The organism is Methylacidiphilum caldifontis (genome assembly GCF_017310505.1).
In the GTDB taxonomy this organism is placed as follows: Bacteria; Verrucomicrobiota; Verrucomicrobiia; order Methylacidiphilales; family Methylacidiphilaceae; genus Methylacidiphilum; species Methylacidiphilum caldifontis.
On record NZ_CP065957.1, the window covers coordinates 1691726 to 1714278 of the forward strand.

The window sequence follows — 22553 nt, forward strand, 5'->3', positions numbered from 1 at the left end:
GTAAATGAGAAAAAGGAGCCGAATCAACGAGAAGACTCACTATCTTGAGAGTCTTGAGCAGGTTGGGCAGTGGAGGAAGAAGTGGATGGATTGGGTGAGGAACTTGTTTCAGCTTCAACTGCACTTGGAAGTTTGGCTGACTGGGAAAGAGATTTGAGCTCTCGCATTCGGGAGCGCATCGCATCCATTTCCTGATGCATTTCTTTTCTTTGTTCAATGAGCCGGGTAACGATGAGAGTTAAATAATCGATTTTCTTTTCTTTTGGAGCTTTTTTGAGTTCTTTTAATAATCCATCCAACTCCTTATCTTGTTTATCTAGCATCCTCCTAAAACTTTCCTGCATTTCAGAGAGCAGAGCTTGTTGGTCTGAATCTAAAGACTTTTCAGGAGAACGGCTTTTCGGAGAGTAAAGTTGTGTGGAAGATTGCCCGATGAGAGGAGAAAGGGTCCCCATAAATACTATGAGAACCCAACGATAAAAGAGCTGTTTTTTTTTATTCCGTAGAAAAGACAAACCGTACCTATTCATGAAGAGTTTGTTAGATTGGCCCTTTATTATTCTCATTCATGATGTTCTTTATGATTCATCATCATTTTATGATGCATCGATTTCATCTCTTCATGCATCTGAATACGTTGATTGACCAACGTGTTCAAAAGGACTACAACTTTATCCAATTTCTGGTCTTTGGGAGCTTTGTTCATCTCGTTAGCGAGTTTTTTTAATTCCTCATCCTGTTTATCCATGAGCCGCTGCATTTTTTCATGCATTTGCCTGGCCATCTTATGCCGATAAGCCCTGTTATGATGAGGAGGGGAAGATGAAGAAGGAACTTCTCCCTGTGACTCGGTCGTATTTTGGGCAAAAAGGGGATTACACAGAAAACTTGCAGTAGCAAACAAAAGAACAAAGTTTTTTAACTTATTCAATTTCACTTGTTTCCTCCATGAGATTTCTTCTTGGCAAAGTTAAAACGAAATTATAAATAGAGTTTCTCTTTTTTAGAAAAAAAGGGCCAACCAGTCAAGTTTATCGATGTGGGAGTAGGAATAACCATCCCTAATTTTTTGAAAGGGTCTTTTGACGTAACTTTTCAATTTTATCGATAAACGGTTGAGGTCCTCCGGGCATGTAGCCAAAGCTGGAAATTTCTTCACCCTGTGGGGAAAGAAGAACCAAGGTGGGAAAAGAATCAACATTATATTGGTTGGCTAAATCTTCATTTTGTTTCTTTAATTCAGCGGGCTGTGTTTTATGTTGAGGAAAATCAACTTCGAGTAAAACTAGATTTTTTTGAGCATAATTTTTAAACTCGGACGTTGAGAATACTTCTTTATCTAGTTTTTGACACCAGGGACACCAGTCGGATCCTGTAAAATTCATCAATACCATCTTGTTTTCTTTTTTTGCTTCAGCGAGTGCTTGCGTATAGTTGGTTAGCCAACGGAGATTTTCAGCAGCAACAAGACAACGCAGAGGAAAAAAAACAAAAAAGAAAGCAAAGCAAAAATAAAAAATAAAAGAAAGGCGTCTGTTAAAAAAAGAAATATTGTGGATCATACATCATTAATTTTAAAAGTGTTACAAGGAAAAATCAATTGCTCTTTCTTTTAAAAACTTGATTTTTCCAACTCCGTTATCATTTTCATAAGTAGGAAAAACAGATAAAGAAACTTGTAATGAAAGAAAAAGCAGCTGATATTCATTCCATAGAAGAGGATTCGGTTTCCCAATCCATTCTCATCGTCGATGATGAAGAAGATGTTTATTACTCTTTTCAAAGATTTCTTGAGCAATTCCCTCTAAGGACATTTAATGCGCGGTCTGGGGAAGAGGCTTTGAAGTTTCTAAAAACTCAACCTGTAGATGTTATTATCATGGATATCAGGATGGGGAAAAAGAATGGGTTGGAAACCTTGAAAGAAATCAGGAAACTTTTCCCCCAGCAAGTCGTGGTCATCATGACCGCATATGGGACTTGTCAAACGGCGATTGAGGCGATGAAGTTGGGTGCCTACGATTATATATTAAAACCTTTCAATATCCAAGAGTTACAATCGATCATATATAAAGCCTTAGAAGCTTCGAAACTCACCAAAGAGGTTTCTTCTCAGATTACTGCTGCGAACTCTTTCGATAGCCGTGGCCTACAGATAATAGGGAAAAGCCAACCCATGCAGCAAGTCTATAAGCTCATTGGTCAGGTAGCGCCCACTAATGCTACAGTGTTGATTGTAGGGGAAAGCGGTTCAGGCAAAGAGCTTGTTGCAAGGGCCATTTATCAATATAGCCTTAGAGCCAACAAGCCTTTTATAGCAATAAATTGTGCAGCCATTCCTGAAAATCTTCTCGAAAGTGAACTTTTCGGTCATGAAAGAGGATCATTTACTGGGGCCATGGCTCAGCGTATCGGTAAATTTGAACAAGGGGATGGAGGAACGGTATTTTTGGATGAAATTGGGGAAATGCCGCTTTCAACTCAAGCTAAAATTCTTAGGGTGCTCCAGGAAGGTGAGTTTTCTAGACTGGGAAGCAACGAACCCATAAAAACAGATGTCCGCATTATTGCTGCAACCAATAAAGATCTTGCAGCAGCTGTAGGGAAAAGAGAGTTTAGAGCAGATCTCTTTTACCGGCTTAATGTTGTAAAAATTACGCTTCCTCCTTTACGTGAAAGAACTGAAGATATTCCTGATCTCGTAGATCATTTTCTGGCTAAGCATCGTCGTTATCTTCCCAACGCGCCCACTTGCATTTCTTCTCAAGCAATGAAGAGCCTTATGGCTTATCATTGGCCAGGAAATATAAGAGAACTGGAAAATGTGATCCAGAGAGCTATGGTTCTGGCTTCAAGTGCCACCATCCAGAGTTGTCATCTTCCAGAAGAAATTCAAGCTTCTGAAAAAAAGAAGTGTTTCAAGGATAAGCACAGTAAGGGCAGCCTGACAGGGGGATTAGATTCCCTCATACAGGAAATGGTTTGTTCGGAACTTAAAGAAAGCCGGCTTGAAACCTTGAAAACCCTATTACATAGGATTTATACGCATGTTCTTGAAGAGTGCGAGGGGGATGAATCCAAAGCCAAAAGAATATTAGGATTCCATCCCGGTTGGGTAAATGCCCTGAAATCCTGATCGGCTTTAAATCTTGTATTTTGTTCTATCATCTTTTTGGGTTGTTTCTTTTGGTAGGCACATCAAAGCAATAGAGTTGCTTTTTAGGATAACCTATTGATTACAAATAAAATATTTTTTTCTTTAGCAAGAAAGGCTTTTATTTAAATGGGTCGTTTCAAAGGGGAATGCAAAAGAGAGGATAGGCCTAGCTTGCACACGATGGACAGCGACCATAGAGAATGATCTCGTGTTCCTGGACTAGAAAACCTTTAGGAGCAAGCTTCTCGATCTGGTCAGTGCATTTTCCGAGTTCAAAGATTTGGTGACAGTTCCGACAATAGAAATGGTGATGATGCGCTCTTCCTGAAATTTCATAACGAGGGGCTTCACCAGGAATTTCTACGGTTACCACTTTTTTCTTTTCTTTAAGGGTTCGTAACAGTCGATAAACGGTAGCGATACCCAGAGAAGGAACGAACAAGGAAGCTCGAGTTTGAATTTCTGCCGGTGATAAGGGGCTATCCGCGCTGCTTAATACCTTAAATATAGCTTCTTTTTGTTTAGTTTTACGTACCATCGATGCACTCACTATGTTTTGGCTTTTCTTTTAAGTCAAGAAAGGATGGACTAAAACAGCTTGTTCAAAAAATCTAACTGATTACCCAGTTGACGGGAATTTGTTCCTTAATCCCCTCTGCATTATCATAATAAACCTTGCCATGTTGCATTCCATATTCATGAATGAGCTTAGTAATTTTTACATCATAGCAACAATATTCAGCAATATCCAACAGTTTTCCCTCTTTCCACCATTGTAAGGCTTGCAAACCATGTCCCGTTTTACCTATGCCTAATGTAGCTTTGGCCAGTTGATCAAGTTTTATGCGTCTAGAAATCTTTTTTTCGATATCTATGAGCAGATCCAAACAGGGAATGTCTGAAAGATTAAACACAGAGTAAGATTCAAGAACAGGGATATCAAATCCAACTATATTATAACCCACAATGCAATCGGATTGACGAAGCATCCTTAGAAGTTGATCCACTTCTTGTTCACTAAATATGAAATATTTGTTGTAAAAACTACTATAGATGACCCCTATAGATAGTCTCATCAGATGTTTTTTATGCCAGCCTCCTACTTCAAATGAGCTTTTTTGGGTTTCGATATCTAAATAAACGATATTTTTTGAAGAAGCATTCACAAGCCCTAGAGAATAACCAAAAACAATTCAATTATTGTTCTAGAATAGAAAAATATTCAAGAATAAGGAAATGATTAAACATTAAAAGCTATCTTTCATTGAATAGGAAAATCAACTGTTTTCCATCTTGAAGAAGCTTCTTTTTCTCTGGCTTTTATCGCTGAATAGATGATAGCTTGTTCTCCATATTTTATCCATGGACCAGGAGGGACAACACAATCATCAACTATTCTCCAATCGGTCAAGTCCATTCCTGTCAACCCTAAATAGTCTCTGACCGCTGGAGACACATCCAGACCCGCTTGATTATAGTCATGCGGTCTGTCAGGTCCAAAAACATAAGAAGCATGGTCACTTCTTAATGGACCTACATCTTCCCACTGGGCAAAAGCGACTTTACCCCTTCTGCTTCGTATCTCTACCCATTTCCCCTTGCATTGAGAGACAAATCGATTGGCAGCCGAGGGGACCTTATACCAGGGGACCCATTTTCGGGCTAAATCGGGATAAGCGACATCGTTAAAGGGAAGAGCAACATAAAATGGATTTAGAGTTGCTGCAAACCGCCGAGGAAGAAATCCAATCCTTTTGATGGGGTCATCTGCTCCCCCATAATTTTTTGCCCAATGCACATCCCATGCACTTGCCACTCCATTTGCAGCGCTAATTGCGGTGCGTCCTTCACCGATCCAAAAAACAGTGGTAACAATATTTCTGTGCCAAGGATAGGCATGATCACGATTTTCTGTTTTAAGATAGTCTTTATAAGAATAACTGAAAAGAGGTGAAGAAATAAACAGCATGAATATGAAGAAAAGATACTTTGTTTTACAATCCTTTAGCCTTCCTCTCCAATTCATGATCACCTCCTTCTGGATTAGTTTTGCTGTTTCGAGATAATGTTTGTAAAAATTTTACGAAGAACTGTCAATAATTATTTCTCTATAGGAAATAATTTCTTTTTATTCCTAATACCCTATTCAATACATTGTTTACTCTTTTGTCTTGTTGAAAAAAGTGGATTACTCTCCAAGGCCGCAGAATATCTTGAGTGTTTGAAATCGGCTATTTGCTTGACAGATATTCTAGCTGCACCTATCTTTTGCAATATTTGATTAAAGGCGATTTTTGTCTATACAATACTAATTTGGTGAGAGATAAGATAAAACTATCTTTAGAAAAATGTTGAAAAATTAACTTTAACAAACTAAAAACATGGTTGAACTAGAAGATCTTATAAAATCTGGTACCCATTTCGGGCATAAAAAGGATCGGTGGAATCCCAAGATGGCGCCCTTCCTTCTTGGTCTTAAAGGAGGAATTCATTTAATCGATCCCAAAAAAACGTTGGATTATTTAAAGAATGCTTGTGATTTTCTTCGAAAAGTATCCTTTGAAGGAGGAAAAGTTCTCTTTGTTGGTTGTAAACGGCAAGCACAGAAGGTTGTTGAAGAAGTGGCTCGTAAAAGCGGGTCATTTTACGTAAATTACCGGTGGCTTGGAGGAACGTTAACGAATCTAGTGACTATACGAAAGTCTATCAGTCGAATGAAGTGGATAGATCAACTCGAAGAAAATGGAACAATGGAGAAGCTGCCCAAAAAAGAAGTATCCAAACTGAGAAGAGAAAATATGAAGCTTCACAGAGGTCTTGATGGGATAAAGGATATGGAAAGACTCCCATCGGCAATAGTCATCATTGATGTTGTCAGAGAAGAAATAGCGGTATCTGAGGCAAAAAGGCTTGCTATACCCATAGTGGCTCTAGTGGATACCAATGGCAATCCGGAAAATATCGACTATCCTATTCCTGCGAATGATGATTCCATGAGATCTATAAAAACAATTCTTGAAGAAATCAATGCGGCGATAATAGAAGGGAAAAAAGAAGCGGGCTTGTCTTTACCCGAAGAGAGTGCTGAAAAGGCGGCTTTTTCTTCAAATTGACTTTCATGATTCATTAGAAAAAAATATCAGATTTTAGCTGGGGACTTTATTCTTCTCTATTCACCGTACCTAGATATTTAAGAAAATAGTAAGGAGGAAAAGAGTGAATTCTATATCTGCCAATCTAGTCAAGGAACTAAGGGAAAAAACAGGAGCGGGGATAATGGATTGTAAAAAAGCATTAGAAGCTGCGGGAGGCAATATAGATGAAGCTGAAAAATGGTTGAGGCAACAGGGGATGGTAAAAGCCCAGAAGAAATCCGATAGGCTCACTCCCGAAGGAGTAATCGCTTCTTATATTCATGCGGGAGATAAAATTGGAGTTCTCGTAGAAGTGAATTGTGAAACTGACTTTGTTGCGAGAACGCCTACATTCAAAGAGTTTGTAAAAGAAATAGCTATTCAAATTGCAGCGGCTAGCCCTAAGTATGTTGCCAAAGAGGATATCCCTAAAGAAATCTTTGAGTCGGAAAGACAAAAAATTATTGAAACCTTAAAGGGACAAAACAAAGAAGATCCGGATAAAATAGTTCAGGAAAAACTTGAAAAATTTATTGTTGATAATTGTCTGCTTGAACAACCCTTTGTAAAAGATCAGAGCATAACGATCCGTGATCTGATCTGTCAACGCATAGCTCAAATTGGCGAAAATATTGTTATCCGTCGGTTCGTGAGGTATCAACTAGGAGAAGAGATCGAAAAGTAAAAAAGAGATCTTTTCATTTATTCTCTAATGCATTCGATTGTTTTGGCTTTCTTTTGCAAAAAATAAATTTTTGAATCTTGATTTTTATATTTTCGTTCTTTAGGATTAATTCTTACTATTAAAAATAGTTTCTATTGGTTTGTCTTTTTTCATAAGTTTCGTACCCAGGACAATGTTCAATAAAATCTTAATTGCTAATCGTGGTGAAATAGCCCTGAGGATAATTCGGGCTTGTCGTGAGCTGGGTATTAAAACTCTTGCTGTCTATTCAGATGTTGATGAAAGATCTCTTCATGTTCAGCTTGCTGACGAAGCCATATGTATCGGGTCAGGGCCTTCTACAGAAAGTTATTTGCGGATGGATAGGATTATCAGTGCCGCCGAAATCGGAGATGTTGATGCCATTCATCCCGGGTATGGTTTTTTAGCCGAAAATCCTCATTTTGCCGAAATCTGTGCAAATTGTAATATTAAGTTTATTGGTCCTAAAGCGGCGACCCTAAAAAAAATGGGCGATAAAGCTATGGCCCGTTTCCATGCTCGCAAGGCAGGTGTACCTGTGGTTCCTGGCAGTGATGGGATTGTTGAATCAGAGAAGGAAGCTTTGAGGATTAGTCATCAGATAGGCTATCCTGTTGTGATTAAGGCGGTAGCGGGAGGAGGGGGTAGGGGAATGAGAATTGCTCATAATGATGTGAGCTTGGTCCAGGGATTTGTGGCGGCTAGGCTAGAAGCCGAGAAAGCCTTTGGAGATGGCAGTATATACATAGAAAAACTGATTGAAGATCCACGCCATGTGGAATTTCAGATTATTGCCGATACAAAGGGTAAAATCTTTCATGTAGGGGAAAGAGATTGTTCTATCCAACGAAGAAACCAAAAACTTATTGAAGAGTCTCCTTCACCCATTGTGGATCCCATTTTGAGGAAAAAAATGGGCAAGACAAGCATTCGGCTTGCAGAATCTATCGATTATGAGGGGGTTGGAACAATTGAATATCTCGTTGATAGATCCGGGAATTTTTATTTCATCGAGATGAACTGCAGGATTCAAGTCGAACATCCTGTAACCGAAGAAGTCTATGGTATCGATCTTGTCAAAGAACAGATCCTGATTGCCGCGGGGTATCCTTTAGGAAAAGAATGGGAAGAACTCGAACCCAAGAAACATGCTATCGAGTTTCGAATTAATGCCGAAGATGGGCTCCAAGGTTTTCGTCCTTGCGCAGGGAAAGTTGATTTTCTCCATTTTCCAGGAGGACCAGGGATACGAATCGACTCGCATCTTTATCAAGGAATAGAAATTTCACATTATTATGACTCTTTACTTGTAAAGCTAATTGCAACTGGAAATTCCAGAGAAGAAGCGATCATTCGAATGAGAAGGGCATTGGATGAAATCATGATTGAAGGCATAAAAACAACTATCCCGATTGGAAAATCGGTTTTCCAAAACTCCGATTTTAAGCGAGGGGAATATACGACTAATCTCATCAATAAGATTCTTGCAGCAAAAAAGTCTCTTGATGAAATTTGAAGAAGGATAATGAAACAGGGTGCCCTTTGGAAAAGATATCTTTTAAGCCAAGCTCGATTTTATGGAATTTTAGATCTCAGTTATGTCGATCCCTTGCATGCAGTAAACTTTGTACAAAAACTTGTTGAAGGGAAAGTCGATATCTTGCAGCTACGGGCAAAGACATTTAATAAAAAAGAACTATTAAAATTATCCCTTGAAATAAAACCTCTTTTGGCTGAAAAGGATATCCTTTTTATTATCAATGATCATCCCGATGTTGCCTTGGAAAGTAGAGCAGACGGTGTTCATTTAGGCCAAGAGGATATGCCGGTCCCTGAAGCAAGAACCCTGTTAGGCGATGATTTTTTAATTGGGAAATCTACCCATTCAGTTGAACAGGCAGAACAAGCTGCATCTGAGCAAACTGATTATATCGCTTTTGGTCCGATTTTCAAAACCCCTACTAAACCGGATTATTCTCCTGTGGGGTTGACATTTATCCCCTTGGTTAGAGAAAGAATTAAAAAACCGGTTTTTTTTATTGGAGGAATAAATAAAGAAAACATTTCAGAGGTGCTTTCTGCTGGGGCAGATAGGGTAGTTATGGTTTCTGCGTTATTAAAAGCAGCAGATATTCCAGCTTTCTGCCAGCAAATAAGAAACCTACTTTCTATAAAAGGTCTATGGGTATAGTTGTCTAGAAAAGTCGATAATGAAAGCAATTGTTGTATCCCAATTTGGAGCTCCCGAGGTTCTTGAGTACAAAGAAATCCCTCAACCAACCGTGCAAAAGGACTCGGTTTTAATAAGGGTCAAAGCTGCTGGCGTAAACCCAGTAGATACTTACATAAGGGCAGGGAGTTTTGGTTATCAAAATAACCTTCCTTTTATTCCAGGGATTGATGGAGCTGGGGTGGTTGAAGAGGTTGGAGAAGAAGTAACGAAATGTTATAAAGGGCAGAGAGTGTTTTTTCAGGGGGTTATGGGCAGTTATGCTGAATACATTGTCTGTCCCGAAAGTCATGTATTTGAACTTCCACAACATATCACTTTTGCTCAAGGTGCAGCAATCGGTAGTCCTTATGCAACTGCCTATCATGCTCTGTTTCAACTTGCAGCTGCTCAGGCTGGGCAATCTGTACTTGTCCATGGTGCAAGTGGGGGAGTGGGTATCGCTGCATTGCAATGGGCCAAAAGTTATGGACTCAATGTATTAGCAACAGCAGGATCTCCAAAAGGTAGGGAAATAATCATGAATATGGGGATCAAGGAGGTGTTTAACCATAACGAAGAAGGATATGTAGAACAGATTTTGTCATATACAAAAAATCAAGGATTAGAAATCATTCTTGAAATGCTTGCCAATAAAAACCTAGGAAAAGATCTTTCTTTAGTGGCTCGTTATGGAAAAATTGTTATTATTGGAAGCCGAGGTAGTATTGAAATTAATCCAAGAAATATTTTAAGAAAAGAAGCAAAACTAATAGGGGTTAACCTTTTTCTTGCCACTGCAGATCAAAGAAAATCGATTTTTTCAGCGATAGAAGCAGGATTAAAGAGTGGAATATTACTCCCTATTATTCGAACTGAAATCCCTTTAGAAAAAGCTTCTTTAGCTCATGAATTAATTATGCAGCCAGGAGCAGCGGGCAAGATTGTCCTGATTATGTAAATAATCCCTATCCTTTTATTTTCCCTATCTCCTTATAAATTTTCCATTTTCTTTGAATCATAGCCCTGCAGAAACTTAAATATTTTCATAGTGTAAAAAAAGCAAAAAAAAAGGGCTTCCCAAAGGAAGCCCTTAACATCGATTCAAATTTTACCAAAACACATACTTTGCACCTAATACTCCGATGTAATTAAGCATCTGCCCAAAGTGCATAGACTCGTTCCCCAATGCTGTTCCATAGCTAAGAATCGGGTTGTTCATGTAAAGAAACTTAAATTCAACAAACACACTCAATTCTTTTGTTAAATAATACTCAGAACCAGCAATAGGAGTGAATACAAAACCTCCATCAGTTGTACTTGCCCCATTAACGATACCACGGCCAGCTACACTTTGGCTGATATTACTAGCCGATAAATAATAACCACCAACACCCATACCGATATAAGGAACTAATTTCCAGGGTGTTACGAGTTTTAACAACCCATTGATGGTCATTATCCCCATGTTTAATTGCATTCCCGTACTGGTCGAGGATGCGGCAATGGATGTTGGGCCTGTTGCTGCACCTGTAAATCCAGATCCAGATTGAGAATTGCCGATATAAAATCCATCAAATTCAGCTGCCGGCATAAGGTACCAGCCTTTTCCAGCAAGATTATCTCCCAGTTCCCATCCTTTCCATTGATATCCAACTTTAACACCACCAACCCATTGCCAGTTTCCTCCCATTTGTCCATTTCCAAATAGGCCAGAACTAAAATTAGAATTGTAGTTATTGGTATCCATGTATCCCGCACCCCCATAGAGACCTGCATATAGACCTTCCTTTGGCCTAAAAGCTTCTTCCTTGGATACCTCTTTCTGCTCCTTCATTTCTTTGCTGGCTTCTTTCATTTCCTTGTCACCACCGGAGCTAGAAAGGTCCCCCGATGCATTCGACGCTGAAACCGAATTGTCTCCCTCTTCGATTCCTGCCCAAACGGGTTGCATAGCCCCAAATGCTAATAAGCTAATTGCCGGTATCAAATAACGGAGAGTTTTCCTCCTCTTCATAGTTTATCCTCCTTCTTTTTCATAATTTGAATAACATTTTCAATCATGTTATTATCCTGATTTGTATGTTTTTTCAAAAATTAAAATAATTGTCAAACAAATTTCCAAAATATTTCATTAAAATTTAAATTTTTTTATCTCTTAAACTCAAAGCAAACACTTACTTACCCTATTTCTTATCCATTAATCAACATTTTTTTTCAAAAGTTTTTATTATTTTGTATTTTTTTGTGGGTTTATCATCCCGGATTTAGGCAATTCTTTAAGAACTTGTAAACATCTTTGACAAACATGAGGAAATTGAGGATCTTCGTTTGTTTGTGCAAAAAGGCTAATTTTCCAGCACCGGGGACATTTTTTGCCCGAAGCTTTTTCGACAATAATAGCTGTTTTATCCGAAGGGATAATTTCAAGCTGAGAAACCAAAAAGACTTCAGTTAAAAGGGCTATATCCTGCTCGTTAAAATCAGTTGTATGAAGAAGTAATTTGGCCTCGAGATTTTTCCCAATCAGTTTTTGTTGCCGTGCTTTTTCTAGCTCTCTATTGGCAAGATCTCTGAGATCTAATATTTTTTCCCAACGGTAAAGAATTTTATCAGCCTCTTTCTGCTCTCTTTCTTCAGGAAAAAGTTCCAAGTGAATAGAGCTAGTTTTTCCAAAAGATCGCCATGCTTCTTCAGCGGTAAAAGGAATGACTGGGGCAAGAAGTTTAACTAGGCTTTCAAAGGTTCTATGCAATACAGTCTGGGCGGATCTCCTTGAAAGCCAATTTTGCCCATCGCAATACAACCTATCTTTAAGCACATCGATGTAGAAACTGGACAACTCAACCGAACAAAAACGAACCAAAGCTTGGTATACCTGTGAAAATTCATAATTTTGGTAAAAAGATTTCGTTTTTTTGACCAAGTTTGTCAGGCAAAGATCGAAATACCTGTCAATTTCCAAAAGCTGTTCTTCTGGCACCGAATGTTCTCGGGGATTGAAATCAAATAGATTGCCTAGAAGGATCCTTAAACTATTCCTAATCAGTCTATATGAATCTGACAACCGAGAAAAAATTTCCTTAGAAAAGGGGACATCTTCAGCGTATTCTTCGCTAGCTACCCAAAGCCGTAAGAGATCGGCCCCATAAGTCTTGATCTGTTCAGACAAGTCCCTAGCCCCTGAGGATTTGGACAGTTTTTTCCCATCCAGATCAACCACAAAACCATGGGTAAGAACAGATTTATAGGGAGCTTTTCCTCTGGATGCCATACTTAAAAGAAGGGAAGATTGAAACCAACCCCGATGCTGATCGCTACCCTCAAGGTAGAGATCGGCAGGATATTCCCCTCTAGGTAACAGGACTGTATAATGGCTTGAACCTGAATCTATCCATACATCGAGTGTATCTAGTCCCTTTTCAAGCTCTTCAGAAGCAGCTACATCAAGGAGTTTTATAAGCTCTTTGCTATTGAGACGAAACCACAAGTCTGTTCCTTGCTCTTCTACCATATCTGCAAAGCGTCTTATGACTTTCGAATCGAGAAGAGCCTCTCCATTTTTTTTGTAAAAAACAGGAATAGGAACTCCCCATGACCTCTGGCGGGAAATACACCAATCCTTGCGACTTTCGACGGCCCCTTTTATACGGTTTTCGCCTCGAGGAGGAATCCACTTAATAGCTTCTATTTCCTTGAGTGTTTGAGATTTAAAGGCTTCGATAGCAATAAACCATTGAGGCACTGATCTGAAGATGATAGGGGTTTTAGAACGCCAGCAAAAAGGATAGTCATGAACATAAGGATATTTTGCCCATAAAAACCCCTTTTCTTCAAGCATGGTGCAAAGGATAGAATTAGCCTCAAATACGTTTAACCCCACAATCTTTTCTATACCACATTCCTTTGTAAATTTTCCTTCATCGTCTACGGGGGAATAAATATCTAGCCCATGAAGCATTCCTAATTGATAGTCTTCCATCCCGTGCCCTGGAGCAATATGGACAACTCCACTACCCGTTTCTCCACTGACAAAATCAGCTGTATACACCCTTCCTTGCCTTGGAAGAAGGGGATGGTTGTAATGAAATCCCTCAAGAGAATGACCACTGGGAAAAGATAAAATCGGGGTGGAGTGGGTAAAACCAGGAATTGACTCTACAAGATTACTGCTGATAATAAACAGTTTTTCTCCAACCTGCCTGAGTTCATAAGAGAGATTGGGACTTACTGCTAGGGCTAAATTGGCGGGCAGAGTCCAGGGGGTAGTTGTCCAAGCAAGAAACGCAGTTCCTGGAGGTAGCCCCGATTTTTTGCACTGATCATCAACTATTGGAAATTCTACATAAATGGCGAGGTCTTCCTTTTTTTGGTATTCAATTTCGGCTTCGGCAAGAGCTGTTCGGCATCCAATGCTCCAGAAAACGGGCCGTAGTCCACGGTAAACTAATTTCTTTTCAACAAGCTCAGCAAAAAGTCTCAACTCATCTGCTTCGTAACGAGGGTTCATGGTGATATAGGGATCATCCCATGCTCCTAACATTCCTAACCGTCTGAATTGTTCTTTTTGGATTTCAATCCAACGGCCGGCATATTCCTTGCATTTCTTTCGAAGAGTTAGAGGATCAGAAGCCAAAGAAGGGTTTTCACTCATCACCTTGTGCTCTATGGGCAGACCATGGCAATCCCAACCTGGTATGTAAGGGCATTGGAAACCAAACATATTTTTGGATTTAAGCACTATGTCCTTAAGTATCTTGTTGAGACCACTTCCCATATGAGCTGTCCCATTTGCAAAAGGGGGGCCGTCATGGAGGACAAACTTTGGGCAGTTTTTTCTTTTTTCTAAAAGGGTGCTGTATACCTTTTCTTTTTCCCAAACCTCAATCCAACGAGGCTCCCTTTGGGGAAGTTCAGCTTTCATTGGAAAATCTGTTTTAGGTAATAAAACAGTTAACCGGTAATCCATGGAAAACTCCCTTTGTCTAAATTACAATTCACGCTTTGAAATATCCTCTATTAAAAGGAGGGACTTAAATTTTTTAAAAATCGAATATCGTTTTCAGAAAATAACCTTAGGTCCGGCACCTTGTGAGCAACCATCAAATATCTTTCAATACCAAATCCAAAGGCGAATCCCGAATAGACTTCTGGATCGATCCCTACATTTAAAAATACCTTGGGATGTACCATACCACAACCACATAACTCCAACCATTTTGGATCTTTGCCTTCAGGAGGACGCACTGCTCCATCGACTTCAAAACTGGGTTCTGTAAATGGAAAATAATGGGGTCTAAATCTAAATTGAAGATGACTTCCTAAAAGTTCTCTAAAAAAATATTCCAAGGTTCCCTTGAGATCGGCAAGGCTTATGCCTTTATCGACAACCAAGCCTTCGAGTTGATAGAAAACAATGGAATGGGTAGCATCGATTTCATCTCTGCGATAACATCTTCCTGGAGCGATCATACGGATAGGGAGTTGTTTTTTCTTCATAATCCGAATTTGAACAGGTGAAGTTTGAGGACGAAGCAGTAATTTTCCTGTAGAGTTATCTTTTAAGACAACCTTTTGTTTAATATAAAAGGTATCCTGTTCATTTCGTGCAGGGTGCCCTAAGGGAATATTCAGGGCGTCAAAATTGTTATACTCGCTTTCTATCTCTGGACCTTCTTCAAGGGTAAAACCAATTCTTTTGAAAATTTCAAAAATTTTTTTTAACGCGATAGAAATAGGATGGAGGGTCCCAGATTGCATGGGTCTACCCGGAAGGGTAGGATCAAAAAAAGAAAACAAAGAATGACTAGGGGAAAAGGGAGTCGAGGATTTGGAAAGAATTTCCTTTTCTTTTTCTTGTAAACTATTCCATAGCTTGGACTTAAGTTCGTTTAATTTTTGACCCCATTCCGGCCTTCTTTCCTTGGGCAATTGGCCAATTTTTTCAAACAGAGAAGGAACAAGTCCTTTTCGACCAAAATATTTAATTCGTATGGACTCGATCCCTTCTTTTGTTGATAGCGTTTTAATTTCTTCTGAAAAAGTTTTTTCTATAATATCCAATTCTTCATGCATCGGTTTTTTTCCGTATTGTTGGTTTTCTTCTTTAAAAAAAATAAAAAAATCAAGAAATAGAATGGGAACTTGCTGCTTGGGAAGCATTCTTCTCGGTCTTGGGAACCGATCCTTTTTCTTTATCCAGAATTTCAGGAGCCTTGGGACTGATTACAAACATTGTCAATATACCTATGCATATCATCAAAGAGCCAATCCATTTTAAAGGCCATCCCGGATCAAAGAGAACTTGGAGAGTACTTTCATTGAGATCTTGGGGATTCCAAGAAGATTGAGAAAATTTATAATTACGTCCCAAAACCGATCTCCATAGCCCTCCTGGAAAGGAGGCGGGATAATTCATGTGGGCTTTAGCTATAATACTTTTCCCCGTATTGGGATCTTCAAACTTAAGTGTACTGATAAAATCCGATGGAGAATCAGATCCCTCTGTCCGGGGTACTTCAAATTTTTCAAGAGTTACTCTGAAGGGCAGTTTTATGGTTTTAAATCCAAAACTGATCTGAAGAGCAATGTTGTTGAGGACAAAACTTTGTGGGTATCCTGAAAGGATCCAAAGGGCTTGGGTTTTGTCTTTGGTTTTTTTGTCTTCTATCCAACAGTGTAGTCCTGGAGGCAGAATTTGTGCGATAAAAGCTTCGGAGGACTGTTTTTTTTGAATTTCTCTTGTAAGGGTTGCTTGAGGCTCGAATTTGAGCAATGTTGCTGTCCAGTCACCCCATCCTAAAGGAAGAGATTGATCGGCTCCCATCTGACCCTCTTGATAGACTTTGCCACTGCGAATCAGTTGGTAATTGATTATTCCATCTGGAGAGTCCCATAACCTAAAGACTAAATTTTTCCTTTGATCATTTTGCCAATAGACGTGTACAAGAATAGCTGGATTGAGAGGTTCTCCAGAGAGGGAAGTGGGTTTGCCCTCTTTGATAGAAAAATTTGGCCAATATTCAGCAACCTCCATTTTTGCCTCTCCAGGAAGATCGATTGTCTTGTGGATGACTTCATTCAAGGGCCAAGCTCTCTTTTCACCATCTTGGTTAATGAATACCACAAAAAGAGCCTTATTCGGAAGGGCAGGGTTATCCCACAAAAGAAAGTATCGATAATTTGAACTTACTCCTTCATGTGCGTGGACAACTGATTGATCGGGAGCGTTGGCAAAAAGGACTGCTGATTCATGAAAAATTGTTTCTTCAGAGGCTTCAGGGTCTTTCATTTCAAGCCTTGCCATCCCAAAGAAGTCTTCATACCATCTAGAAGGATCATTTTTTAAAAGGACATATCGGAACGTTTGGTTAGCCCTTTTACTTTTCATTTCGATGAAAACTCCCGGCTTTCCTGAATTAGGGTCTTTTGTTAAGTATTCGGAAAGGAAGAGTTCATTGGCATAATCGTCAGCACAAAATTTTAACCCTGTTCCAGGTATGTTGAGGGAACGTGGAGCTTTTTTCGAAGGTTTCCAGAGTTCAGCAGGAAACCTAAATTCCTCGATTTCATTAAGAATGGGATTCTTTACTAGAACAACGGTGTCTTTAGTCGTTAACTTATCCTTTGGGGGATCCCCTACTTCAAGAGTGATGAATCCTTCAAAGCCTTTTTTAAGTCCTATTAATGCACCCATTAAAAGAATAATAATACCATAATGGGTGACAATAAATCCGATGTGTCGCTTCTTCCAGGGAATCCTTGTCAATGTCACAGCAAAGAGATTGATGCAAAGGAGTATAAGCCAACCAAAAAACCAGGGAGATTTGTAAATATAGAATTGCGCAACCTGGGTGTCCCATTTTGATTCTAAAATGGTGGCAATAGCACAACCCAAAGCTATAGAAAGCAAAAGGAGGATAGCCAGCTTAAGGGAACCTAAAATGTGAATGATTTTCCAAAAGAGTGAAGAATTTTTTCTTTCCTCAATCAGCTTTTTGCGTTCAGTTTCGGTTAAAGAGCTAAAAAGTCTCACAATTTTAGACAATAACAATAAAAATATTTAATAGAATTTACATTTAAAAAAAGAATTATTGAAAAAGATAGAGAATTAATTTTATAAGGAAAGGATTTTTTTTCAACCTGATTCGTCGATTTAATACAATGTGAAAATCAAAAATATATCTCCTGATCTAAAGATAGCAAGAGAAAGTAACCCCTCTGCCATTGAAGAGATCGCCAACAATTTATCCATTCCTCGGAATGCTCTAGAACTTTACGGGGCTTTTAAAGCAAAGCTATCTTGGGACTATTTGAAAGAGCTTTTTTCCCAACCAAAGCGGGGGAAACTGATTTTAGTTACCGCTACAACCCCTACACCTGCTGGCGAAGGAAAAACGACTACGGCAATAGGCCTTACTGACGGGTTAAACCGTTTAGGACAAAAAGCCATTCTATGTTTGCGTGAACCTTCAATGGGACCTGTATTTGGAGTCAAGGGAGCGGCTACAGGTTCAGGGCTTGCTCAACTTATTCCCAGGGAAGATATTAACCTTCATTTTACCGGGGATTTTGCGGCCGTTGCTGCTGCTCACAATCTTTTGGCTGCTTTGATCGATAATCATCTTTATCATGGAAATTTTTTGGGGATCGATCCTAGAAGGATTTCATGGGGAAGAGTGTTGGATATAAACGATAGGGCACTGCGAAGTATTTTAGTAGGATTAGAGAGTAAGAAGTCTTTCCAGAGATTTTCTTTCTTCGATATTGTTGCCGCATCTGAACTGATGGCGATTTTATGCCTGTCTCAATCTTATAACGATTTGAGACAAAGATTAGCCAATATCAGTGTTGGGAAGAGGTGGGATAACAAGAAAATTACTGCTGAAGATCTAGAAGCTGCGGGCGCTATGTCCGCCCTACTTGTTCATGCTTTTAAGCCTAATCTTGTGCAAACTTTGGAACATAATCCCGCTTTTGTGCATGGAGGACCTTTTGGTAATATCGCTCATGGATGCAGTTCAGTGGTTTCTTTGAATACGGCTCTGAGGCTTGGTGATTGGGTGGTTACGGAAGCCGGTTTTGGAAGTGATCTAGGGGGAGAAAAATTTGTCAATATTGTATGTAGACAAAGTGGCTTAAAACCTGATTGTGCTGTCATTGTCACAACGCTTAGGGCTTTAAAGTTTCATGGAGGAATGGACTTGGAATGTTTAAGCCAAAAAGATGTTGACTCTCTAGAGAAAGGATTCCCCAACCTTTTAAGGCATATTCAGATTGTTGAAGAAACCTTAGGCATTCCAGCCGTGGTTGCCTTAAACCGTTTTTTAACAGATAGCGAAGAGGAGATCAACTGGTTAGAAAAAATGCTAAGTTCTTTAAAACATCCTTTTGCCATCTGTGATCACTGGGCTCAAGGAGGAAGCGGTGCTGTCGAACTGGCTAAGAGGGTTATGGAGAGAAGCCAGCAAGCTCAACATGACTTTAATTTTACTTACAGGGATAATGATTCGATAATAGAGAAAATCGAAAAAATCGCTTTTAATATATATAAAGCAGGAAGTATCTCTTTGCATTCCCATGCACAAGAGGAAATCAATAACATTGAACAGGAAGGACTTGGTCAATTGCCCCTATGTATGGCTAAAACCCAATATTCCTTTTCTGTTGACCCTCAGTTAAAAGGGGCACCTCAAGGACACGATCTTTTCGTCAGGGATGTCAGGGTTGCCGCCGGTGCTAAGTATATCCTCGTTTTATGTGGAGAAATCTATACGATGCCCGGACTACCGAAGATTCCCGCTTCTGGCTCCATCGATATTGATTCAGATGGCAATATACTCGGAACAATCTGATCTTTTTAAAGGGGGTTTTTACAATCAATAATCGATCATAAATCAATAAAAGATAGCCTTGGTTTTCCTTTTGATAAAGACTGTTGCCCCTGAAAATCTTCCAATAATTAGATCCATAAAACCGTGGCTAACGTTTCTTCATCGGGGCGATACAAGGCTTATTTTTTTTTATTTTTCATCAAGGCTACTGAATCTCTCTATAGCTTGATCTAAGGATCCCGGTGCTCCGCTTTTTTCACAGTAAGATTGATTTGCACATAAAAATTAAAAAAATGATATTTTTAGAAAAGATGAGAAAATCATTTCTTCATAAAAGTCCTCTATTGAGGATGTTAAATTAATGATTAAAAATTAAAACTATAGCCTGTGATGTTCTTAGCTATAAGTTCTGTTTGCTTGGGGGCAGCAACATTTTCAGCCATAGCTATTGCTGGCCTTGGATTTGCTGTTTGGAGTTACTATAAAAAAAGAAAAAGGCTTGCTTTCCTTGTTTTCTTCTTTTCGGCTCTTTTATCCCTAATCGCCAATCTGTTTTGTTAACGGATTATCCCCCATCTTTTGCTAAAAGGCCAGTAAACGATAAACCCGGTGCCTACGATATTTTGCATAGGAACTGGACCCCAAAATCGGCTATCCAGGCTATCTGGACTGTTGTCTCCCATTGCCCATAGACTGAGGGGAGGAACAGTATAGGTTTCGTTTGGATCAACTAAATATTGTTGGTTGGCTAAAATGACATAGCCTTGATATCCATCTTGTTGCGACTCGATTTTAGCCATCATTGGATTGGGAGGAATGGTCGAACCATTGATGGATAAAAAGGGAGGCTTGATCTGGAGGATATCTCCGGAAATGCCTACGCATCTTTTGATGTAATACTGAGAACCTTCAATGCCTTGAAGCCGCAAATTCGACTCAATACCTTCTATTCCTGTAGTCTTAAATACAATGACCTCACCTCTTTGAGGGAAACGGAAATGATAAATGAGTTTGTTCACCAAGACTTGATCTCCTGTTTCTACCACGAAGTTTAGGACATTCTCCTTTGGTTCAAAGGCCATTCCTGGATGAATTCCAAGCTTATACTCCAACAAATGTGGACTTGTCCAAAGAATAGCACTTTCTCCACTCTCAAAAATGAGTCTTGAATATTCGAAGAACAGAAATTTTTTCCCTTCAATTTTCTCTAGAATACCTCCCCTTTTCAAAGAAAGGTTATGGTAGCTTTTCCCAAAAATACATAGCTCTAGGATTCTACGGAGAGGATGTGGAGGTTTTTCATTACTTGCAATGACTTGTATCCCGTAGAGTGTGGGTTTCATGGAATCTGTGGGTATCTTAAAGGGCTGTAGGAAATAAGCCCTAATGGCAAGGGCAACTACCAATGCTACAAAAAGGACTTCAATATTTTCTTTAAATCCAGCCCATTTAGATTGGATAAAAACAGATCGGTACAACTTTTCTCCTTCATCGAGAACAACCTCGAGATTTTGTTGACTGCCATTAATAGCCGATTCGAGTTTTTGAAGATAATCCAGGACTTTTTTTACCTCAATTTCATCAAGCAGGTCTTTTCGATAATTCAACTTCCTACGAAAATCCTTCAGGAACTGAAGAGCGATTTTCTTGTGTTTGGCTTTTTTATGATATCTGTTCTTTAGAAATAAAAAATTCATGACTGTTTAGTGTCCGTTTTTAGGATTTCCAGAAAGGCATCCTGGGGAATATCTACTTTTCCAAATGTCTTCATCCTCTTTTTCCCCTCTTTCTGTTTTTCTAATAGCTTTCTTTTTCTTGTAATATCTCCTCCATAGCATTTGGCTGTCACATTTTTGCCAATGGCCCCTATATCTTCTCTAGCCAAAATCTTGCCTCCAACGGCTGCCTGAAGAGCAATTTTGAATAAATGGCGTGGAATTCTTTCCTTCAATTTGTGGATAATTGACCGACCTCTGGACTCCGCTTTTGAAGAATGAACGATGCAACTCAAAGCCTCGATGGGTTCTCCATTAACCAGAATATCGAGTTTGACAAGATCGCTTATCCGATATTCATCAGGTGTGTAATCCATCGATCCGTACCCGTGGGTAATAGACTTAAGTTTGTCGTTGAAATCCACAAGAATCTCATTCAAAGGGAAATAACAATGCATGATAACCTTGTCATGACCGAGACTTTCGGTTGATTCACAACTGCCCCTCTTTTCTGAAATCAGTTGCATAACCTCGCCTATATTTTCTGAAGGAACAATAAGATAGCTTTTTACATAGGGTTCTGCAATATGGTCTATGTAGGAGGGATCAGGAAGCTTGGCGGGATTATCCACTTCGATCGTTTTGCCTGAACGCAAGCTGACTTTATAGATTACGCTGGGATAAGTCGTGATTATATCGACTCCATATTCTCTGCTTAACCTTTGTTGGACAATTTCCATATGGAGTAGCCCTAGGAAACCGCAGCGGAAACCAGATCCAAGAGCAACCGAACTTTCAGGGCTGATCGTAATAGCGGGATCATTTATTTGAAGTTTTTGGATGGCATTTTTGAGTTTTTCGAATTCAGAAGAATTCAAAGGATAAATTCCGCTAAAAACCATCGGCGATATTTCTTGAAATCCTGGCAGAGCGGTGGTGGTTCCTCCGGTTTCCCAAGTTAAGGTATCACCGATTTTTATCTCGGCAGTATTCTTGATGTTAGCGATAATATATCCTGAGTTGCCTTCATACAATGCTTCTTCTGGAACCATTTTCGGGCAAAAAACTCCCACTTCTTTTACTTCATAGGTTTTGTTTGAAGAGAGAAGAAGAATTTTATCCCCCTTTTTGACTTTCCCAGAAAACATGCGGACATAAAGAATGACCCCTTTGTAGGGATCATAGATGGAGTCGAAAATAAGAGCTCTCAAGATTTGATCAGGAAATGAAGGTGGAGGAGGAATTTTTTGTATGATGGCTTTAAAGATTTGGTCGATGCCTATACCTTCTTTTGCACTTGTAGCTATGGCCTCATCTGCAGGGATAGCGAGGCTGTCTTCGAGCTGTTTTTTGACAAGGGTTAAATTGGCTGTAGGAAGATCGATTTTATTGATAACAGGAATGAGAACAAGACGGTGTTTTTCAGCAAGAAACGCATTGGAAACGGTTTGTGCTTGAATTCCTTGAGTTGCATCGATCACCAAAAGGGCTCCTTCACAGGCCGAAAGGCTTCGTGAAACTTCGTAAGAAAAATCGACATGTCCTGGGGTATCAATGAGATTAAGCTGGTAATGTTCCTTTTCCTCAGGGAAATAATAGATCATGGTTACGGGATGCGCTTTAATTGTAATTCCTCTTTCCCTTTCAAGATCCATGGAATCAAGAATTTGTTCTTTCATTTTGTTTTCAGCTACAGTTCCCGTCATCTGCAAAAGCCGGTCTGAAAGGGTCGTTTTCCCATGATCGACATGGGCGATGATACAGAAATTTCTAATTCTTTCTCTGGGGAATTTTTCCAT

General features: G+C 39.4%; 19 protein-coding genes. 7 read left to right on the forward strand and 12 right to left on the reverse strand.

Annotation, left to right across the window (positions count from 1 at the left end):
- Positions 1 to 23: 23 nt before the first annotated feature.
- The 3 genes from IT6_RS07845 to IT6_RS07855 form a co-directional block, all read right to left on the reverse strand.
- Positions 24 to 530 carry a hypothetical protein gene (locus IT6_RS07845; RefSeq protein WP_166792822.1) on the reverse strand — a complete coding sequence of 169 codons (507 nt, stop codon included), beginning with the start codon at positions 528 to 530 and terminating at the stop codon, positions 24 to 26.
- A 32-nt stretch (positions 531 to 562) separates the two neighbouring features.
- On the reverse strand, positions 563 to 937 hold the full coding sequence (locus IT6_RS07850) for a hypothetical protein (RefSeq protein WP_206825928.1): 375 nt from the start codon (positions 935 to 937) through the stop codon (positions 563 to 565).
- A 124-nt stretch (positions 938 to 1061) separates the two neighbouring features.
- Positions 1062 to 1562, reverse strand: a complete 501-nt coding sequence (locus IT6_RS07855) for a thioredoxin family protein (protein WP_134439551.1) — start codon at positions 1560 to 1562, stop codon at positions 1062 to 1064.
- Between the two features lie 119 nt (positions 1563 to 1681).
- Here IT6_RS07855 and IT6_RS07860 point away from each other — a divergent pair, with 119 nt between their 5' ends.
- Entirely contained in the window at positions 1682 to 3136 is a 1455-nt protein-coding gene (locus IT6_RS07860) for a sigma-54-dependent transcriptional regulator (RefSeq protein ID WP_206825929.1), read from the forward strand.
- 187 nt (positions 3137 to 3323) lie between these two features.
- Here IT6_RS07860 and IT6_RS07865 read toward each other — a convergent pair whose 3' ends face one another.
- The 3 genes from IT6_RS07865 to IT6_RS07875 form a co-directional block, all read right to left on the reverse strand.
- Entirely contained in the window at positions 3324 to 3695 is a 372-nt protein-coding gene (locus tag IT6_RS07865; RefSeq protein ID WP_134439682.1) for a Fur family transcriptional regulator, read from the reverse strand.
- Positions 3696 to 3768: 73 nt separating this feature from the next.
- The gene (locus IT6_RS07870) at positions 3769 to 4323 is read right to left on the reverse strand and encodes a ribonuclease H-like domain-containing protein (protein ID WP_134439553.1); all 555 of its coding nucleotides are present in this window, start codon (positions 4321 to 4323) and stop codon (positions 3769 to 3771) included.
- A 95-nt stretch (positions 4324 to 4418) separates the two neighbouring features.
- On the reverse strand, positions 4419 to 5183 hold the full coding sequence (locus tag IT6_RS07875) for a hypothetical protein (protein WP_206825931.1): 765 nt from the start codon (positions 5181 to 5183) through the stop codon (positions 4419 to 4421).
- Positions 5184 to 5538: 355 nt separating this feature from the next.
- Between IT6_RS07875 and rpsB the strand changes: the two genes are divergently transcribed.
- From rpsB to IT6_RS07900, 5 genes are all read left to right on the forward strand, one after another.
- Positions 5539 to 6270, forward strand: a complete 732-nt coding sequence (gene rpsB / locus IT6_RS07880) for a 30S ribosomal protein S2 (RefSeq protein WP_134439554.1) — start codon at positions 5539 to 5541, stop codon at positions 6268 to 6270.
- 163 nt (positions 6271 to 6433) lie between these two features.
- Positions 6434 to 6976, forward strand: a complete 543-nt coding sequence (locus IT6_RS07885; protein ID WP_390881591.1) for a translation elongation factor Ts — start codon at positions 6434 to 6436, stop codon at positions 6974 to 6976.
- 172 nt (positions 6977 to 7148) lie between these two features.
- On the forward strand, positions 7149 to 8513 hold the full coding sequence (gene accC / locus IT6_RS07890; protein WP_206825935.1) for an acetyl-CoA carboxylase biotin carboxylase subunit: 1365 nt from the start codon (positions 7149 to 7151) through the stop codon (positions 8511 to 8513).
- 9 nt (positions 8514 to 8522) lie between these two features.
- Positions 8523 to 9188 carry a thiamine phosphate synthase gene (gene thiE / locus IT6_RS07895; protein WP_134439557.1) on the forward strand — a complete coding sequence of 222 codons (666 nt, stop codon included), beginning with the start codon at positions 8523 to 8525 and terminating at the stop codon, positions 9186 to 9188.
- A gap of 19 nt (positions 9189 to 9207) precedes the next feature.
- Positions 9208 to 10167 (forward strand): NADPH:quinone reductase, encoded by a 960-nt coding sequence (locus tag IT6_RS07900; protein ID WP_206825938.1) that lies wholly within the window; start codon positions 9208 to 9210, stop codon positions 10165 to 10167.
- A 150-nt stretch (positions 10168 to 10317) separates the two neighbouring features.
- On the opposite strand, the gene IT6_RS07905 is transcribed toward IT6_RS07900, so the two are convergent.
- From IT6_RS07905 to IT6_RS07920, 4 genes are all read right to left on the reverse strand, one after another.
- Positions 10318 to 11223, reverse strand: coding sequence for a hypothetical protein (locus IT6_RS07905; protein WP_206825941.1), 906 nt, complete (start codon positions 11221 to 11223; stop codon positions 10318 to 10320).
- A gap of 213 nt (positions 11224 to 11436) precedes the next feature.
- On the reverse strand, positions 11437 to 14175 hold the full coding sequence (ileS, locus tag IT6_RS07910; RefSeq protein WP_206825945.1) for an isoleucine--tRNA ligase: 2739 nt from the start codon (positions 14173 to 14175) through the stop codon (positions 11437 to 11439).
- Positions 14176 to 14225: 50 nt separating this feature from the next.
- On the reverse strand, positions 14226 to 15281 hold the full coding sequence (gene pheS, locus IT6_RS07915; RefSeq protein WP_134439684.1) for a phenylalanine--tRNA ligase subunit alpha: 1056 nt from the start codon (positions 15279 to 15281) through the stop codon (positions 14226 to 14228).
- Between the two features lie 49 nt (positions 15282 to 15330).
- Entirely contained in the window at positions 15331 to 17241 is a 1911-nt protein-coding gene (locus IT6_RS07920; RefSeq protein WP_206825947.1) for a cytochrome C biogenesis protein ResB, read from the reverse strand.
- Positions 17242 to 17371: 130 nt separating this feature from the next.
- Between IT6_RS07920 and IT6_RS07925 the strand changes: the two genes are divergently transcribed.
- Positions 17372 to 19060, forward strand: coding sequence for a formate--tetrahydrofolate ligase (locus tag IT6_RS07925; RefSeq protein WP_206825949.1), 1689 nt, complete (start codon positions 17372 to 17374; stop codon positions 19058 to 19060).
- Positions 19061 to 19596: 536 nt separating this feature from the next.
- Here the strand turns inward: IT6_RS07925 and lepB are convergent.
- Both lepB and lepA read right to left on the reverse strand, forming a co-directional pair.
- On the reverse strand, positions 19597 to 20646 hold the full coding sequence (gene lepB / locus IT6_RS07930) for a signal peptidase I (protein ID WP_242524162.1): 1050 nt from the start codon (positions 20644 to 20646) through the stop codon (positions 19597 to 19599).
- 86 nt (positions 20647 to 20732) lie between these two features.
- Positions 20733 to 22553: a translation elongation factor 4 gene (gene lepA / locus IT6_RS07935; protein ID WP_242524163.1), complete on the reverse strand. Its 1821-nt coding sequence runs from the start codon at positions 22551 to 22553 to the stop codon at positions 20733 to 20735.

Bases quoted from the DNA above. Each gene is read 5' to 3' on its own strand.
- IT6_RS07845 (WP_166792822.1), bottom strand. From the start codon at position 530: ATGAATAGGTACGGTTTGTCTTTTCTACGGAATAAAAAAAAACAGCTC.
- IT6_RS07855 (WP_134439551.1), bottom strand. From the start codon at position 1,562: ATGATCCACAATATTTCTTTTTTTAACAGACGCCTTTCTTTTATTTTT.
- IT6_RS07860 (WP_206825929.1), top strand. From the start codon at position 1,682: ATGAAAGAAAAAGCAGCTGATATTCATTCCATAGAAGAGGATTCGGTT.
- IT6_RS07865 (WP_134439682.1), bottom strand. From the start codon at position 3,695: ATGGTACGTAAAACTAAACAAAAAGAAGCTATATTTAAGGTATTAAGC.
- IT6_RS07875 (WP_206825931.1), bottom strand. From the start codon at position 5,183: ATGAATTGGAGAGGAAGGCTAAAGGATTGTAAAACAAAGTATCTTTTC.
- rpsB (WP_134439554.1), top strand. From the start codon at position 5,539: ATGGTTGAACTAGAAGATCTTATAAAATCTGGTACCCATTTCGGGCAT.
- IT6_RS07885 (WP_390881591.1), top strand. From the start codon at position 6,434: ATGGATTGTAAAAAAGCATTAGAAGCTGCGGGAGGCAATATAGATGAA.
- accC (WP_206825935.1), top strand. From the start codon at position 7,149: ATGTTCAATAAAATCTTAATTGCTAATCGTGGTGAAATAGCCCTGAGG.
- thiE (WP_134439557.1), top strand. From the start codon at position 8,523: ATGAAACAGGGTGCCCTTTGGAAAAGATATCTTTTAAGCCAAGCTCGA.
- IT6_RS07900 (WP_206825938.1), top strand. From the start codon at position 9,208: ATGAAAGCAATTGTTGTATCCCAATTTGGAGCTCCCGAGGTTCTTGAG.
- IT6_RS07905 (WP_206825941.1), bottom strand. From the start codon at position 11,223: ATGAAGAGGAGGAAAACTCTCCGTTATTTGATACCGGCAATTAGCTTA.
- ileS (WP_206825945.1), bottom strand. From the start codon at position 14,175: ATGGATTACCGGTTAACTGTTTTATTACCTAAAACAGATTTTCCAATG.
- pheS (WP_134439684.1), bottom strand. From the start codon at position 15,281: ATGCATGAAGAATTGGATATTATAGAAAAAACTTTTTCAGAAGAAATT.
- lepA (WP_242524163.1), bottom strand. From the start codon at position 22,553: ATGGAAAAATTCCCCAGAGAAAGAATTAGAAATTTCTGTATCATCGCC.